This window comes from Rhodanobacteraceae bacterium, assembly GCA_016713135.1.
Classification (GTDB): domain Bacteria; phylum Pseudomonadota; class Gammaproteobacteria; order Xanthomonadales; family SZUA-5; genus JADKFD01.
The window spans coordinates 67,189-83,807 of sequence record JADJPR010000022.1 but is presented as its reverse complement, the minus strand read 5'-3'; the positions used below and the strand labels follow the sequence as shown (position 1 = coordinate 83,807).

The 16,619-nt window shown below is 66.9% G+C and carries 15 protein-coding genes and 1 pseudogene; 5 read left to right on the top strand and 11 right to left on the bottom strand.

Annotation, left to right across the window (positions count from 1 at the left end):
- Positions 1-5 precede the first annotated feature (5 nt).
- From IPK27_18325 to yajC, 10 genes and pseudogenes are all read right to left on the bottom strand, one after another.
- Positions 6-275, bottom strand: a complete 270-nt coding sequence (locus IPK27_18325) for an HPr family phosphocarrier protein (GenBank protein ID MBK8069502.1) — start codon at positions 273-275, stop codon at positions 6-8.
- A complete protein-coding gene (locus IPK27_18320) occupies positions 268-657 on the bottom strand; it encodes a PTS fructose IIA subunit family protein (protein ID MBK8069501.1) in 390 nt (129 codons plus the stop codon). The genes IPK27_18325 and IPK27_18320 overlap by 8 nt, the downstream gene beginning before the upstream one ends.
- 159 nt (positions 658-816) lie before the next feature.
- Positions 817-1,710 (bottom strand): RNase adapter RapZ, encoded by an 894-nt coding sequence (rapZ, locus tag IPK27_18315; GenBank protein MBK8069500.1) that lies wholly within the window; start codon positions 1,708-1,710, stop codon positions 817-819.
- Positions 1,704-2,656: pseudogene (gene hprK / locus IPK27_18310) on the bottom strand (HPr(Ser) kinase/phosphatase). Before hprK ends, rapZ begins: the two are co-directional and overlap by 7 nt.
- A 151-nt stretch (positions 2,657-2,807) precedes the next feature.
- Positions 2,808-3,278, bottom strand: coding sequence for a PTS sugar transporter subunit IIA (locus IPK27_18305; GenBank protein ID MBK8069499.1), 471 nt, complete (start codon positions 3,276-3,278; stop codon positions 2,808-2,810).
- 18 nt (positions 3,279-3,296) lie between these two features.
- The gene (gene raiA, locus IPK27_18300) at positions 3,297-3,614 is read right to left on the bottom strand and encodes a ribosome-associated translation inhibitor RaiA (protein ID MBK8069498.1); all 318 of its coding nucleotides are present in this window, start codon (positions 3,612-3,614) and stop codon (positions 3,297-3,299) included.
- Positions 3,615-3,728: 114 nt separating this feature from the next.
- Positions 3,729-5,171 (bottom strand): RNA polymerase factor sigma-54, encoded by a 1,443-nt coding sequence (locus IPK27_18295; GenBank protein ID MBK8069497.1) that lies wholly within the window; start codon positions 5,169-5,171, stop codon positions 3,729-3,731.
- Between the two features lie 164 nt (positions 5,172-5,335).
- On the bottom strand, positions 5,336-6,289 hold the full coding sequence (gene secF, locus IPK27_18290; protein ID MBK8069496.1) for a protein translocase subunit SecF: 954 nt from the start codon (positions 6,287-6,289) through the stop codon (positions 5,336-5,338).
- 25 nt (positions 6,290-6,314) lie between these two features.
- Positions 6,315-8,171 (bottom strand): protein translocase subunit SecD, encoded by a 1,857-nt coding sequence (gene secD / locus IPK27_18285; protein ID MBK8069495.1) that lies wholly within the window; start codon positions 8,169-8,171, stop codon positions 6,315-6,317.
- Positions 8,172-8,225: 54 nt separating this feature from the next.
- Positions 8,226-8,552 carry a preprotein translocase subunit YajC gene (gene yajC, locus IPK27_18280; GenBank protein ID MBK8069494.1) on the bottom strand — a complete coding sequence of 109 codons (327 nt, stop codon included), beginning with the start codon at positions 8,550-8,552 and terminating at the stop codon, positions 8,226-8,228.
- Positions 8,553-8,787: 235 nt separating this feature from the next.
- Between yajC and IPK27_18275 the strand changes: the two genes are divergently transcribed.
- The 4 genes from IPK27_18275 (at position 8,788) to IPK27_18260 (ending at position 14,161) form a co-directional block, all read left to right on the top strand.
- The gene (locus IPK27_18275) at positions 8,788-10,188 is read left to right on the top strand and encodes a wax ester/triacylglycerol synthase family O-acyltransferase (GenBank protein ID MBK8069493.1); all 1,401 of its coding nucleotides are present in this window, start codon (positions 8,788-8,790) and stop codon (positions 10,186-10,188) included.
- A gap of 17 nt (positions 10,189-10,205) precedes the next feature.
- Positions 10,206-10,991 carry an alpha/beta fold hydrolase gene (locus tag IPK27_18270; GenBank protein ID MBK8069492.1) on the top strand — a complete coding sequence of 262 codons (786 nt, stop codon included), beginning with the start codon at positions 10,206-10,208 and terminating at the stop codon, positions 10,989-10,991.
- A 114-nt stretch (positions 10,992-11,105) separates the two neighbouring features.
- Positions 11,106-11,435, top strand: coding sequence for a hypothetical protein (locus IPK27_18265; protein MBK8069491.1), 330 nt, complete (start codon positions 11,106-11,108; stop codon positions 11,433-11,435).
- 11 nt (positions 11,436-11,446) lie between these two features.
- Positions 11,447-14,161 (top strand): beta-propeller fold lactonase family protein, encoded by a 2,715-nt coding sequence (locus IPK27_18260; protein ID MBK8069490.1) that lies wholly within the window; start codon positions 11,447-11,449, stop codon positions 14,159-14,161.
- 130 nt (positions 14,162-14,291) lie between these two features.
- On the opposite strand, the gene IPK27_18255 is transcribed toward IPK27_18260, so the two are convergent.
- Positions 14,292-15,467, bottom strand: coding sequence for an alkane 1-monooxygenase (locus tag IPK27_18255; protein MBK8069489.1), 1,176 nt, complete (start codon positions 15,465-15,467; stop codon positions 14,292-14,294).
- Between the two features lie 115 nt (positions 15,468-15,582).
- Between IPK27_18255 and IPK27_18250 the strand changes: the two genes are divergently transcribed.
- A complete protein-coding gene (locus IPK27_18250; protein ID MBK8069488.1) occupies positions 15,583-16,617 on the top strand; it encodes an AraC family transcriptional regulator ligand-binding domain-containing protein in 1,035 nt (344 codons plus the stop codon).
- The last annotated feature ends 2 nt before the right edge of the window (positions 16,618-16,619 follow it).

Here is a 16,619-nt window from a genome sequence, read left to right as displayed (position 1 = left end):
CTCCGTCAGTCCGGTTCATCGAACTTGCGGTCGAACAGGTCGACCACGGCCAGCAGCGCGGCTTCCTCGTCGGCACCGTCGGCGCGCACGCTCAGGTTCACCCCCTTGCCGGCCGCGAGCATCATCACGCCGAGGATGCTCTGCGCATTCACCTCACGCCCACGGCACAGCAGCGTGACCCGCGCCGCAAAGCGCCCACTGAGCTGGACCAGCTTGGCCGCTGCACGTGCATGCAGCCCCAGCCGGTTGCTGACCATGATCTCGCGCTCAACCATCGATCACCACCCCCGCTCGCCCGCCGTCGCGCGCCACTTCCGCCAGCTCCTGCAGGTTCTTCTCCGGATAGTTCAGCACCCGGAGCAGCATCGGCAGGTTGAGCCCGGTGACCCGAAGCAGTGTGCGCCCAGGCTCGTGCTCGGCCGCCAGGTTGAACGGCGTGGCGCCGTATATATCAGCCAATACCAGAACACCGCTGCCCTCGTCGAGGTCGCGCAGTTCCTGGCGCAGGGTGCGCGTGCACACCTCGCCGTCGCGCACATCCCAGGGCACTTCGAACACCCCCACCTTCAGCGGCATCACGCGGATCACGCGCCGCGCCGCTGCCATCAGGCTGGACGCGATACCTTCGTGGGTGACCAGGAGGATGCCGACGCTCATGGAGAAGCGGGGGAAAGGGGAAGGGGGAAGGGGGAACTGCTGCGCCCTGCGCAGCGTGTTGCGATCATCGCGGGCTGCGTGCTGCTCGCACTGGGTGATCCTGAAAGGCCGCCAAGCCGCGCCCCCTGCCCCCTGCCCCCTGCCCCGCTTTTCCGCCGCTCATGCCAGCTCCCGATGAAAACACAGCACCTCGCCGCCCAACGCGCGGAAGCGCTCCTGCAGGCGCTCGGCGATGTAGACCGAGCGGTGGCGCCCGCCGGTGCAGCCGACCGCCACGGTCAGGTAGCTGCGCTCCGAAGGATCGAAACGCGGAAGCCAGCGCTTGAGGAAACGCTCGACGTCATCCACGAACTCGCCCACCTCCGGGCGCGCCTCGAAGTAGTCCGCGACTGCGCCGTCGCGCCCCGACAACGGTCGCAGGCGCGGTTCCCAGTGCGGATTCGGCAACGCGCGCGCATCGAACACGAAATCCGCCTCGCTCGGCACGCCGCGCTTGAACGCGAAGGACTCGAACAGCAGCGAGACACCGGCGGCACTGATGCCGAGCGCGGTGAGGATGCGCCGGCGCAACTGGTAGACGTTGAGTTCGCTGGTGTCGATCTCGACGTCGGCGATCTGCTTCAGGCGCTTGAGCACCTCCCGCTCGCGTGCGATCGCGGCGGTCAGGGACATGCCTTCGACGCCCAGCGGATGGCGCCGCCGCGTCTCGCTGTAGCGCTTCAGCAGCACTTCGTCGCGCGCATCGAGGAACACCACGAAGGGCGGCAGACCGAGCGCGGCCAGATGGGAGAAGGCGCGCGGCATCTCGTCGGGATCGCCACTCGCAGTGCGCGCATCAATGCCGACCGCCAGCCGCGGGTAACGCACGCCGGCATCGCCCAGCGCCTGCTCGGCCAGCGCCGGCAGCAGCCCCGCCGGCAGGTTGTCGATGCAATAGAATCCGAGGTCCTCCAGCGTGCGCAGGGCCACGCTCTTGCCCGAGCCGGACAGTCCGCTGACGACGGCCAGGCGGACCTTGCCGGCCGGCGCGGGTGGGTGGTTGGTGTCTACCATGTGCGTTGCCGCTTCATCGAATGCGCCTGACGGTCAATGAAGGTCTGGGCAGCGTCGATGCCCTTGCTCTTCAGCACATGATTGCGCACTGCTGCCTCGACCAGGACCGCCAGATTGCGCCCCGGCGCTACCGGGATCACCAGTCGCGGCACCTCGACCTCCAGCACCTTCAGCGTGCTGACGTCTCCATAAAGCCGCTTCATGCCGTCGAGCTGGCCATCCGCGACCGGTGCCGCCAGGTGCACGATCAGGCGCAGGTATTTGTTCCGCTTGACCGCCGTATCACCGAACATCTCGCGCACATTCAACACCCCAAGGCCACGCACCTCGAGGCAGTCCTGCAGCACTTCCGGACAGGTGCCGTCGATGACGTCGGGCGCGACCAGGGTGAATTCCGGCGCGTCGTCGGCCACCAGGCGGTGGCCGCGCGTGATCAGCTCCAGCGCCAATTCGCTCTTGCCGGCGCCGGCCTCGCCGGTGATCAGCACGCCGATCGAATAGACCTCGAGGAACACCCCGTGCAGTGAGGTTGCGGCGCCAGCGCGCGCGCGAGGTGGTACTGCAGGTAGGTGAGCACATCATGGCCGCGCTTGCTGCTGCGCCACACCGGTATCTGGGCGCGCTGCGCTGCCTTGAGCACATCGGCCGGCGGTTCCAGGCCGCGGGTGACGATCAGCAGTGCCGGTTGCAGCTTGTTCATGCGCTGGATCGTGGTCCGCCGGGTCGCGGCGGGCAAGGCGTCGAGGAAAGCAAGTTCCTCGGCGCCCAGGATCTGGATCTTGTTGGGATGGATCAGGTTGAGATAGCCCACCAGCGACGGTCGCCGCTGGCGGCCTTCAGCGATCTCGATGCGACGTTCGGCATCCCCTTCACCCGACACCCAGGACAGTTCCAGGCGCGTGCTGACCTCCGCGTAGAGTTCGCTGGCAGATACCGAACGGGTCATTCAGGGATCTCCCGGGGGCACGTCTGCGGCGACATCCTGAGCGTCATCGGGCCCAGAGCGCAACCGGCGGGGCAAGGGTCTGGGGTCAACGGACCCGCTTGGGTGCCCGATCATGCCATGGCGCGACACGCGGCCCATGCAATGCTGATGCTCAGACCTCGCTGAACTGCAACGTACGTTCTCTCAGGCGTTCGAACAGTTGCTGCGCGTCTCCCGCCACGCGCAATTCTGCGCATACCTCGGGGTGGCTGAAGAGCTCGGCCACCTGGGCGAGCAGTGCCAGGTGCTGGTCGGTGAAATGTTCCGGCACCACCAATGCGAGCACCAGATCGACCGGCTCGCCATCGGGCGCGTCGAAGTCGATCGGGCTCTTCAGGCGGATGAATGCCGCCGTTGGCGGGATGTCCCCGCCGACGCGGCCATGGGGAATGGCGACACCCTGGCCCAAGCCCGTGGAGCCCAGGTGCTCGCGGGCGATCAGCGCCTCGAAAATCGCGCGCTCGATGCCCGGGCCCGAGTCCACCGCCAGCAGGTTGGCGAGAAACTCGAGCAGCCGCTTCTTGCTGCTGACGCGCACGTCGGCAGCGACGCGGTCGCGGGCCAGGATGTCGATCAGTTGCATGCGCTGGACGTTCCTGCCTCAGGCGTCGAAGCTGTCGGCAGTGGCGCCACGGTGTTCGCCGTTGCGTTCCTTGTGCCGTACCAGTTGGCGGTCGAGCTTGTCGACCAGGCCATCGATGGCGGCGTACGCATCCTGGCCTTCGGCCTTCGCGAACAGGGTCTTGCCGCGCAGGTTGACGGTCGCCTCTGCATATTGCGCGAGCTTCTCGGTTCCGAGAATGACGTGGGCATCGATCACCTGTTCGAACGGTACGATCAATTTCTGCACCTTGTTACGCGCGTAGGTCTTGAGCGCATCGGTGATTTCCAATTGATGGCCGGAAATGGTGAGGTTCATGTAGGAGCTCCTCTGCAGATGAACGGCGCCGATGGCGACGCCGTGGATGCGTGCGATCCGGTACCGGCCAGGGCCGGGCCCGATCCGCTGGCCATTCCGCGAATGCGGAAGTGTTCAGACGGAGCGCACACGTTCGTTGGACGAGGGAATGCGCATGGCTTCACGATACTTGGCGACCGTACGTCGCGCCACCAGGATGCCGCGGCGCTTGAGCACGTCGGAGATGGCACTGTCGGAGAGCGGTTTCTGCGGCGACTCCTCATCGATCAGTTTCTTGATCATGGCCTGGATGGCCGTGCTGGATGCTTCCCCGCCATCCCGGGTGGCGACATGGCTGGAAAAGAAGTACTTGAACTCCAGGGTACCGCGCGGCGTGTGCATGTATTTGCGCGTAGTCACGCGGCTGACCGTCGACTCATGCATGCCGATCTCCTCGGCCACCTCGCGCAGCACCAGGGGCTTCATCGCTTCGGCGCCGCGCTCGAGGAAAGCCTGCTGGCGCTCGACGATCACCCGCGCCACCTTGAGCACGGTCTGGTCGCGCTGCTCCAGGCTCTTCAGCAGCCAGCGCGCCTCCTGCAACTGGCTCTTCAGCGCGGTGCCTTCATCGCGCGCACATCGGCGTAGCAGGTTGGCGTAGTGATCGTTGACGCGCAGCTTCGGCGCGGCCCCGGGATTCAGGCCCACTTCCCACAGCGCACCGCGCTTGTAGACGTACACATCGGGCACAACGTGCTCGGTGGCGACCGCCGCGAAACGCGCGCCTGGCTTCGGCGACAGGCGGCGGATCAATGCGCTCGCGGCATCCAGTTCCGGCTCGCTGACGCCCAGTTCGCGCGCGAGGCGCGCGCGATCGTGCCGCGCCAGCACTTCCAGATGCGTTGCCACGATGCGCAGCGCGAGCGCCTGCGCCGGATCGGCATCGAACTGGTGCAACTGCACCGACAGGCATTCGCGCAGGTCGCGACTGGCGACACCCACCGGCTCCAGCTGCTGTACGAAGTGGCGCACAGCGGCGACCTCATCGGCACCCACGCGATGTTCCGGCGCGACCGCCTCGATGATCGCCTCGTCGGGTTCCAGCAGGTAGCCGTCGTCGTCCAGCGACTCGACGATCGCATGCGCGATTGCCAGGTCGCGCGGACTCAGATGCGACAGGTGCAGCTGCCACAGCAGGTGGTCGGCGAGATCCGGTACTTCCGCATGGCGGGTATCTCCGTGATCCTCATCGTTGTCGTCGCCCTGCCGGCCAGCGGCGTAGTCCGGCAGGTCGAATTCACTGGCCTCGCGCCAGTCCTCGGACTCGCCTGCCTCGGCGGCAACGCCATCGGCGGCCTCCGCGGCCTGGTCGCCGCCATCGGCACCCGCCTCGATGGGCTCGGGACTGGCCTCGGATGGGGCGACATCGTCCCATTCCAGCATCGGATTGCTTTCGACCGCGAGCGCCAGCTCGCCCTGCAGTTCCACGGTCGACAAGGTGAGCAACCGGATCGCCTGCTTGAGCTGCGGGGTCAGCGTGAGCTGCTGGCCGACGCGGAGTTGGAGGCTCGGTTTCATGACCATAGTCTGCGCAAGGGCGCTGCCTTAAGCCAGTGTCGTGGGTCAAAGAGTGTAGACGTTCATCTCGCGACAATGGTCGAATCCGCGGCCGCGTTCCTGCGTCCGCAAACGGAAACGGCCGCTTCAGGCGGCCGTTCCGCGTAACTATCGCCTTGCCTGGATCAGGGGCGCAGCGCGAGTTCCGGATCTTCCTTGCGCACCGTCTGCAGATCGCTCTTCGAAACGCCAAGCCAGAGCAGGATCGGGTTGCAGAAGAAGATCGACGACAGCGTGCCGACCACGATGCCAAAGATCACCGTCAAGGCAAAGCCTTCGACCACCGGGCCGCCCAGGAAGTACAGCGAGAACAGCGCGAAGAAGGTGGTGATGCCGGTGATGATGGTACGCGACAAGGTGTTGTTGACCGCCTTGTTGATGGTCTCTTCCGGACCGAGCTTGCGTGCGCTGCGGAAGATCTCGCGGACGCGGTCGAATACGACCACCTTGTCGTTGATCGAGTAACCGGCCACCGTCAGCAGCCCCGCGAGCACCGTCAGATCGAAGCTCAGTCCCATCAGCGAGACGAAACCCAGCGCAATGATGACGTCATGCGCTTCGCCCGCGATCGCCGCCAGGCCGAAGCGCCATTCGAAGCGTACTGCCACGTACAGCATGATGGTCAGGATCACGAAGACCACCGCGATGATGCCGTCCTCGGCGAGTTCCTCACCGACCTGCGGGCCGACGAATTCACTGCGCTTGATCGTCGCCTTGAGATCCGCGGCGTTGAGTGCATTGGCGACCGCCTCGGCCACTTCGCGCTGCCGTTCCACGCCCACCGTTTCGCCCTTTTCCATTGGCGGCAGGCGCATCGCAGCCTCGCGCGCGCCGCCGATGCTCTGCACGGTGAAGTTCTGGAAGCCGCCCTTGTCCAGCGCGGCGCGGACCGCTTCGATCTCGACCGGCTGCTCGAACTCGGCTTCGACCAAGGTGCCCCCGGTGAAATCGAGCGCGAGGTCCAGTCCACGCGTGGCCAGCAGCACGATCGACGCCAGGATCAGGAAAGCCGAAATGGCAACCGTGACCTTGCGCCAGGACATGAACTGGATGTTGGCATTCGGATTGAAGAATTCCATGACTTGCTCCTTGTCGGATCCCGGTTCAGACCGAGATCGACTGCACTTTGCGCTGGCGGCCGTAGACCATCGCCATGATCAACTGGGTCACCGTGACCGCGCTGAACATCGAGGTCAGGATGCCGGTGAACATGGTCACGGCGAAGCCCTTCACCGGGCCCGAACCGAAGGCGAACATCGCGATCGCCGCGAACAGCGTGGTCAGGTTGGCATCGAGGATGGTGCCCCAGGCCTTTTCGTAACCCGCCTTCAACGCGGTCATCGGCGAATTGCCGGAGCGGATCTCCTCGCGGATACGCTCGGCGATCAGCACGTTTGCGTCGACCGCCATGCCGAGCGTGAGCACGATACCGGCGATGCCGGGCATCGTCAGCGTGGCGCCGAGCGCACTCAGGATGGCCATCAGCAGCAGCAGGTTGACCACCAGGCCGACCACCGACACCACACCAACCAGCTTGTAGTAGAAGATCACGAAGACCACGATCAGCAGGAAACCGATCAGCGTCGCTTCGAGGCCGCGCTCGATGTTGTCCTGGCCCAGGCTGGGACCAATGATGCGCTCCTCGATGATGTCCACCGGCACCGCCAGCGAGCCGGCGCGCAGCAGCAACGCCAGGTCGCGCGCTTCGTTCGGGCTGTCGAGACCGGTGGTCTGGAAGTTGGTGCTGAACACGCCGCGGATCGACGCGACGCTGATGACCGTCTGGGTCTCCTTGAAGCTGCGCACTTCCTTGCCGTCGACCTTGCGGAATTCCGGCACGCGCTCGATGTACACGACCGCCATCGGGCGCCCGACATTTTCGCTGGTGAAGTCGAGCATGCGACGGCCGCCAGCCGAGTCCAGGCGCACCGAGACCATCGGCGTGCCGCTCTGCTGGTCGAACCCGCTGGTGGCATCGACCAGTTGGTCACCGGTGGCGATCAGGTCCTTCTTCAACAGCACGGGATTGCCGGCCTTGTCGTAATACAGGCGCGAATCTGGCGGAACCTTGCCGGTGGTGGCCGCCTCGGCCGCGTTTGCGCTGTCATTCACTGCGCGGTACTCAAGCGTCGCGGTGGCGCCCAGAATCTTCTTCGCCGCCGCCGTGTCCTGCACGCCTGGCAGCTGCACCACAATGCGGGTCTGGCCCTGCTGCGCGATCACCGGCTCGGCGACGCCGAGTTCGCTGACGCGGTTGCGCAGTGTGGTGATGTTCTGGTCGATGGTGTGTTTCTGCGCCTCGACGACCTTCTCCGGGCGGATCTTCGCCAGCAGCGAGGTGGGGCTACCCTCGGGCGACTCCAGCAGCAGGTCGGGCGACTGCTCGGCGAGTTCGGTCAGCGCCTTCGCCTTGTCCTCGGCGGTCATCAGCTCCACGGCCAGCCCGTCGCGTGCACGCACCACCGACTTGTAGGCGATCTTCTCGGCGCGCAGGATCGTGTAGATATCGTTGACGTAGCGGTCTTCGAGCTTGGCGCGGGCGGCCTGCTGGTCGACTTCCATCAGGAAGTGCACGCCACCCTGGAGGTCGAGGCCAAGGGTCATCGGCCGCGCACCGACCGCGCTCAGCCAGCCCGGAACCGTGGACGCGAGATTCAGCGCCACCGTGTACTTCTCCTTCAACTCCTCACGCAGCGCGTCCGCGCCCTTGAGCTGATGGTCGGCATCCGGGAAGCGCACCATCAGGCGCTCTTCGGTGCGTTCGACCTGGAAGTACGGGATTTCCTTGCCCTTCAGAGTGCCTTCGACGCGCCCTTGCAGGACCTCGTCGATGGTGGAGCCGCGGTTGGCGGAAATCTGGATCGCCGGCTGCTCGGGGAACACGTTGGGCAGCGCATAGACCGCGGCCAGCAACACCAGCACGACCACCAGGCCGAGCTTCCATTTGGGAAAATCAAACATCGATCACCTCGAACGAGGCCGCTGAAACTGTGGATTGGAAAGAACCCCGCCGAATCAGGCGGACTTGTAGGTGCCTTTCGGCAGCACTGCGCCGAGCGCGTGCTTCTGCACCTTGATCTTCACGCCCTGCGAGATCTCCAGCGTTATGAAGCTGTCGCCGACTTCTTCGACGCGCCCCAGCAAGCCGCCCTGGGTGACGATCTCGTCGCCGCGCGACAGCGCGTCGACCATCTTCTTGTGTTCCGCCATGCGCTTCTGCTGCGGACGGATCAGCAGGAAGTAGAAGATGGCGAAGAACACCACCAGCATGATCAGGCTGGGCCACATGCTGGGCTGCTGGCCGGCGGCCTGCGCGTATGCCGGTGAAATCAGGAAATCCATGTCGTTGCACTCACTGAACTGGTTGGAGATGCGACAGAGCCGCGAATCAGCCGCCTAGTATGCCATCTAAGCCGGTTGTTGGTTGTTGGTTGCTGGTTGTTGGCAGCAGTTCACGGTGATTGGGGCTTTACGCCCCCGAATTTCCAACACCGACACCGCTCTTGCGCAGTGCACAACGCCGATGCGAGCCCCCGGGAGTATCCTCCGCGCACGCGAACGGCAGGATGCGAATGGCGTGCGACTACGGACGTTGAGCGGGCTGGATGCCGGATTCCTTTACCTGGAGGCCTCGGGCACGCCGATGCACGTCGGCAGCCTGATGCTGCTGGCGCCGCCGAAGAAGCGCGGCTACGACTTCCACCATGCCCTGCAGACCCTGATCGCCGAGCGCCTGCCGAAGGCGCGCGCGCTCAAGCGGATCCTGGTCGATGCGCCGCTGGAACTTGCGCACCCGATGTGGGGCGAGGCGACCCACATCGAACTGGAACACCACATCCGGCGCGAGCAGTTGCCGCGCCCCGGCAGCATGGCGCAGTTGCTGCGCCGATGCGCCGAATTGCATGCGGACATGCTCCCGCGCGACCGTCCGCTGTGGCGACTGGTGGTGATCGAAGGCCTCGCCAGCGGCGAGGTTGCGCTGTACTCGAAGATTCACCATGCGCTGCTCGACGGTCAGGGCGGCATTGCCCTCGCCCAGGCCCTGCTCGACCTGCAACCGCGCATCCCTAAGGCAGCGAAGGAGATCGAGGTCGTCGCCTCGGAGCACCTGCCGGGAACCCGCGCCCGCGCGCAGACAGCGGCGCGCGCCACGGTCTCGCAGTTCGCGCGCCTGATTCGCGCCGTGCCGGCCACCCTCAAGCTCGCCGGCAATGTGCTCGGCGAGACCGGACTGATCGGCAAGCTGCGCGAGGCGGTGCTACTGGCGCCGAAGACGCCGTTCAACGTGCAGATCGGCAGCGAGCGCGCCTTCGCCGTGGCCAGCATCGACCTGGCCCGGGTCAAACGGGTCGCCAAGGGCCACGGCGTCAGCCTGAACGATGTGGTCATGGCGATGGTGGCACACGCGCTGCGTGAGCATTTGAAGCGCCAGGACGCCCTGCCCGAGGAGCCGCTGGTGGTTGGCATGCCGATCTCCCTGCGCGGCGCCGGCGACGGCGAGGCGAACAACCAGGTGTCGATGGTGCAGTGCCCGTTGCCCACCGAGATTGCCGATCCACTCATGCGCCTGCAGGCGATCCGCAGCGCCACCGCCGGCATCAAGCACCGAGTTGGCGCGCTGAAGGACCTGATTCCCACCGATTTCCCTGGCCTCGCCGCGCCGCTGTGGGCCAGCGGCCTCAGCCGCCTGTGGTCGCGCGGGCGCATCTCCGAGCGCCTGCCGCACCTGGCAAACCTGGTGATTTCCAACGTCCCCGGGCCGCCGATCGAACTGTTCCTCGCCGGCGCGCGCGTGGTGCATTACTACCCGATCTCGATCGTTACCCATGGACTGGCGCTGAACGTCACGGTGCAGAGCTACGGCGGCCATCTTGAGTTCGGCGTGATCAGCGCCAAGGATGTAGTGGAACGTCCTGAAACGCTGGCACGCGCCTTCGAACGCGGGCTTGCCGCACTGGAACGGAGGCTGCCGGCTTGAGCGAGATTGCCGCACGGATGCAACCGATGGCACCACGGCCGCCGTCGCGCCTGCTGCTGGCGCTGGAATCGCGCGCGGTGTTCGAGTGGGGCGCATTCGCCCTGGCTTGGCCCTGGCTCAAATCCAGGGCGCCGCGCGGCGATGGCCATCCGGTGTTGGTGCTGCCCGGTCTGGTTGCAGGCGACAGCAGCACCTGGCCGCTGCGGCGTTACCTCGAAGAACTCGGCTATACGCCCTACCCCTGGCAACTCGGGGTGAATTTCGGACCGCGTGGCGAGACCGTGCCCAAGCTGCTCGCGCGGGTGCGCCGCATCGAGCGCAAGCATGGGCGCAAGGTCAGCCTGATCGGCTGGTCGCTTGGCGGCGCGATGGCACGCGCACTGGGCGCGCACCTGCCGGAGTCGGTGCGCAATGTGATCACGCTGGGCTCGCCGGTGCAGCCGCACGCGCATGCGACCAACGCCTGGAAGGTGTTCGAGGCGGTCAGCGGTTGGCGCAGCGACGATCCGGAGTTGCGGCAGATGGCGAGCGTCACCCCGCCGATGCCGAATACCTCGATCTTCAGCAAGGCCGACGGCATCGTCTCGTGGAAGGTCAGCCTGGCGCCCGAGGCGCCGCACAGCGAGAACATCGAAATCGCCGCCAGCCATCTCGGCATGGGCGTCAATCCGCTGGTGCTGTGGGCCATCGCCGACCGCCTGGCGCAGCCGGAGGGCGCGTGGAAGCCCTTCGAGCGGCACAACCTGTTGCGCCGGGTGCTGTTCCGCAAGCCGCATCATTTCCGCATCGCGCAGTGGCTGTGACCGCGCAGCACCGAATCTGACGCGCAGTTCCGCGATTCCTGCAAATTCGCTCCACAGTTGCAGCACACGATGACTCCAGCCCCGGCAGCCCAGCCGGGTGGAATGGAGAAACACGTGAAACCCCCCGCAACTGCCCTCGCCCTGCTCCTGTGCGCGATGGCCAGCCTTGCCCACGCTCAACCCGCGCCGCCGTCCGCCGACCAGCTCGCACCTCCCGTGGAGCGCGTGCTCAACCAGCTGTCGCTGGATGCCGCCACGCGCACCCAGCTGCGCGAGTTGTTGCTGCGCCAACGCGCAGAACGGCAACAGGCCGACGCGCAAATGCGCCAGCGCCATCGCGCGGAACTCGCCGCGCTGCTGACCCAGGACCAACTTGCTGCGTTGGATGCCGCCCGTCCGCCGCCGCCGGGCCACCGCCGTCCGCCGTCCGAGTCGCCACGCTGAGGGAAACCGTCATGAACCGCTTGTTCCTGAGCATCGCCCTGGGCCTCGCCACCGTGGCCCCGTCCCAGGCCCAGAACGCCTTCGTCCACTGGGAGAGTCCGCATGCGCATCCGCTGGAGCTGAGCGCGGATGGCACGCGCCTGGTGGCGGTCAATACCGCCGACCATCGCCTGGAGGTCTACGCCGTCGTCGCCGGCCTGCCGCAGCACCAGCGTTCGATCCCGGTCGGCATCGACCCGGTGTCGGTGCGGCTCCGTGGCAACACCGAAGCCTGGGTAATCAATCACTTGTCCGACACCATTTCGGTGGTCGACATCGCCAGCGGCCAGCTGCTGCGCACCGTCGCCACCGGGGACGAGCCGGCGGACGTGGTGTTCGCCGGCTCGCCGCAGCGCGCTTTCGTGACCCTGTCCTCGCGCAACCAGCTGCAGGTGTTTGATGCGGCAAGCCCGGCTGCCGCACTCAACACCTTGAGCCTGGACGGCGAGGAACCACGCGCGTTGGCGGTCAGCCCGGACGGCAGCCGGGTCTACGTGGCCCTGTTCGAGTCCGGCAATGGGACCACCGCCGTGCCGATCCCGGCAGTGACCAATGCGAACGGCCCTTACGCCGGGCAGAACCCGCCGCCGAACTCAGGTACCCAGTTCTCGCCGGCGATCAATCCGGCGTTGCCAGCGGCGCCGCGCGTGGCGCAGATCGTACGCAAGGACGCGGGCGGCGTGTGGCGCGACGATAACGGCCGCGACTGGTCGCAGTTCATTACCTGGAACATCGCCGACAACGACGTCGCCATCGTCAACCCCAACTCGCTTGCAGTGAACTACGTGTCCGGCCTGATGACCATGGTGATGGGCCTGGGCGTGGGCAGCGACGGCCGCGTCGCGATCGTCGGCACCGAGGCAAAGAACGAGATCCGCTTCGAACCCAATGTCCAGAGCATCTTCGTCCGCAGTGAACTGGCGAGCTTCGCCCAGGGCGCGCCGGGCAGCGCGAGTGTGGTAGACCTGAACCCGCACCTCGACTACCAGGCGCGCAGTGTTGCGCAGTCGGTCCGCGACCAGGCCATCGGCGATCCGCGCGCGGTCGTGCTGCATCCGACCAGCGGCGAATGGTTCGTCGCCGGCATGGGTTCCAACAACGTGGTGGTGACCGATGCCAGCGGCGCGCGCCTGGGTCGCATCGAGGTGGGCCAGGGTCCGACCGGCCTGGCGCTCAACGCCGACGGCAGCCGGCTCTACGTGCTGAACAAGTTCGACGGGTCGCTCTCGACCCTCGACACCGCTGCGCGCAGCGAGCTCGATCGCGAGGCCTTTTTCGACCCGACACCGCTCGCGATCAAGGAAGGCCGACCGCTGCTGTACGACACCCACGCCACGAGTGGCCTGGGCCAGGCATCCTGTGCGTCCTGCCATGTCGACACCCGACTGGACGGCCTGGCCTGGGACCTCGGCGACCCCAGCGGAAGCCTGAAAGCGATCAACCAGCCCTGCCGTCCCGGCAATGTCTGCGACAACTGGCACCCGATGAAGGGCCCGCTGGTGACCCAGACGCTTCAGGGCATCGTCGGCAATGGCGCGATGCACTGGCGCGGCGACAAGGAGGATGTCGCCGCCTTCGCCCCAGCCTTTGTCAGGCTGCAGGGAGACGACGCGGAACCTTCGGCTGCGGAGATGCAGAAGCTGGAGAACTTCATCGCCAGCGTGAAATACCCGCCGAACCCCAACCGCAACCCGGACGGCAGCCTGATGACCACCATGGCGGTCACCGGTGGCAACGGCGATCCCGCGAGCGGCCAGAACCTGTTCCTGACCTTTCCGTCGCTCCCGGGCGGGCTGGCCTGCGCCGCCTGCCATGCGCTGCCGAACGGCACGACCGGGGAAATCGACAACCCCGGCGTGGCGCCGCAGCCGATGAAAAACGCCCAGCTCCGCGGACTTTGGGAGAAGGTCGGCCTGTCCTTCGCCAGTCAGAACAACACGCGCGGCTTCGGTTTCATGAGCGACTCGCGCCTCGACACCCTGATGGCACGCCTGACCGGGCCGTTCAACTTTGGCCCGGCGAACCTGGCACCGCAGCGCCGCCGGGATGTCGAAGCCTTCCTGCTCGCATTCGATACGGGAACGCCAGCCGCGGTCGGGCGCATGGTGGCTTTCGATGGCAGCAACAACAACGATCCGACTGGCGTTGCGCTGCTCGCCAACCTGGTGGCCCAGGCCGACACCGGCTCGATCGCGCTGATCGCGCGGCGCTACGAGGCCTCAGCCGCCCGTGGCTACGTCTACGCCACGCAGTCGGTTTGGCTAAGCGACCGCGAAAACCAGCCCACCACTGCCGATGCCCTGCGGACTGGCGCGAGCGCCGCTGTCCCAGTGACGTTCATCGCCGTGCCGATCACCACCCAGTTCCGCATGGGCGTGGACCGCGATGCCGACAGCGTCTTCGACCAGGACGAGCTCGACAGCGGCAGCGATCCGACGAACGCCACCTCGCTCCCAGCCAGCTTCTGCCGCGCCGATTTCGATGGCAATGGCACGCTGGATGGCGCAGACCTGAGCGCATTCACGGCCGCACACACGGCGAGCAACCCGCGCGCCAACTGGGACCGCAGCTTCGGCAGCAACGGCTTGCCGACCATCACCGCAGCCGATCTCAGCGGCTACCAGGCAGCGCATGCGGCGGGCTGCACCACAAGCGGTGACGCGTTGTACGCGAACGGGTTTGAATGAACGCGGCACGGGGCACGGGGCACGGGGGGGGCACGGGAAGACCTCGTGCCAGGTTTGCCACCGTGCCCTGCTTCAGCCCTTTGGGTCCGGCATGCGAGCCTTTCCCGTGCCCCGTGCCCCGTGCCCCGCCTCACCCCTCCCCCAGCCCATACCGCCGCACCAGTTCCTCGCGCCGGCGCGGATCGAAGTTGATCCGCTCGACGTCGCCGTCGACCAGTTGCAGCAGCCTGCGGTCCATCACACGGAACCAAAGCAAGGGGAAGTAGGCGAGCACGAACATCCCGAAGTAACCGCTTGGCAGCTGCGGCAGGTGGTCGAAGGTGCGCAGCGACTGGTAGCGCCGGGTGGCATGGGCGTGATGATCGGAGTGGCGCTGCAGGTGGAACAGCGCCCAGTTGGACGCGATGTGGTTGCTGTTCCACGAGTGGTGCGGCTTGCAGGCCTCGAAGCGGCCGTCCGCCAGCCGCTTGCGGCAGATGCCGTAGTGCTCGATGTAGTTGGCGCAGGTGAGCTGAAAGTTGGCCCACAGCGAGGCCAGCAGCAGGAATGGCAGCACCGCGGGACCGAGCCACAGGACCAGCGCCAGCCACAGTCCCGCGGTGATGAGGCTGGTCTGCACGATGTCGTTGGACAGGCTCCACCAGGGCTTGCCGAGGGCGCGCGTCCGCTCGGCCTCAAGCGCCCAGCCGCGGCGCAGTGCGCCGGGCAGTTCGCGCAGGGCGAAACGCCACAGCGACTCGCCCAGGCGCGCGGAGGCCGGATCGGCCGGCGTGGCGACATCGCGGTGGTGGCCGCGGTTGTGTTCCACGTAGAAGTGCCCGTAGCCCGTCGGCGCCAGCACCAGCTTGGCCAGCCAGCGCTCCAGCGCCTCGCGCTTGTGTCCCAATTCATGGCCGACATTGATGCAAAAGCCGCCGACCACGCCGGTCGACAGCGCCAGCGCGATCCATGCGTGCAGCGGCAGGGGCTGCGACGTCGCAAACCAGGCCGACCCGATGAAAATGCCCCACAGCATCGGCACCAGCGCCCAGGTGATGTAGCGGTAGTAGCGATCCGCCTCCAGCGCGGGCACCGCGGACTCCGGTGGATTGCTCGCGTCTTCACCGAGCACCCAGTCGAGCAGCGGGAACAGCAGGTAGACCACCGCCAGCGGCAGCCACAAGAAGCCCGTCTCGCCGCTGGCGAGGTACATCCACGGCCCGGAACCAACCAGCACGGGCACCAGCAACGACAGCAGCCAAGCGTGCCGCTTGCGGTCGCGGTACGGGGATGCGGCCGGGAGGGCGGGATCGGCGGTCGTGGCCATGCAGGCTCCGGGGTGCGCAGGATGTGTCGCATCTTCATGGACATCGGCCCGCGTCGCCAGCGCAGCACGCGACAGATTCCGGTCATTTCGTGCCAGCGTGGATTATCCTCGTGGCATGTCCGTGCCCCCACGCATCCCGCCTGCGCCTGGACCCGGGGTCCACCCGGTCTACGTGCGCCTGCTGAACCAGTTGCTGCAACAGCGCGGGATCGCGGTGTCTGCGGTGCATGCCGAAGCCGGGCTGGCAGCCGAGACCATCGCGGCCGACCATGCCCTGCCCTTCGACCAGGTCCAGCGCCTGATCATCGCCGCGCTGCGCCACGCCGACTGTCCCTGGCTGGGTCTCGAACTCGGGGCACGCATCCAGGCACACATGCATGGAATCGTCGGCGCCGCCGCGCTGTCCAGCGGCACGCTCGATGCAGCGCTGCGCACCGTTGCGCGCTTCGCCGCGCTGCGCTTTTCCGCAACCCGGATCGAACTCAGCCGTGGCGCCGCGCGCACCGGACTGGCGCTCGTTCCGCTGGTCGACGCCGGCGATGCGCGACGCTTCGTCGATGACGCGCTGCTGGTGGTCATCGACCAGTTCATCCGGTTGCTGACTGGCGGGCGCCCGGACTCGCTGCGGTACGATTTTCCCGCAGGCTGCGCGAACGCCGCGGCGCACTACGCGCGCGTGCTTGGTGGTTCGATCCACTTCGGCCGTAGCGCGCATGCCGGGGTCAGCCTCGCCAACGAAGACATCGACCGGCAATGCCTCGGCGCCGACGCCCAGGCCCATGCGCTGGCTACGCAGGCACTCGAACGCGCGCTCGCGGAAACCGGGGCAACCAGCGCCCTGCAGCCGCGGATCCTGGCCCTGCTGGCCACCATCCCGGCGCCCTGGCCGACCGCGCACGCGCTCGCGCGGCAGTTGCACCTTTCCCCGCGGACCCTGCATCGGCGCCTGGAGGCGGAGCACACCAGTTATCGCGCGCTGGTCGACGCGCACCGGCAAGCGCAGGCGCAGCGCCTGCTCCGGGACGGCACCCAGTCCATCGAACGCATTGCCGAACTCCTCGGTTACGCCGATCCGTCCAACTTCGGTCGCAGTTGCCGCCGCTGGTTCGGCTGCTCGCCGCGCGAGCTCCGCCAGCGCTCGGGAGGCTGACC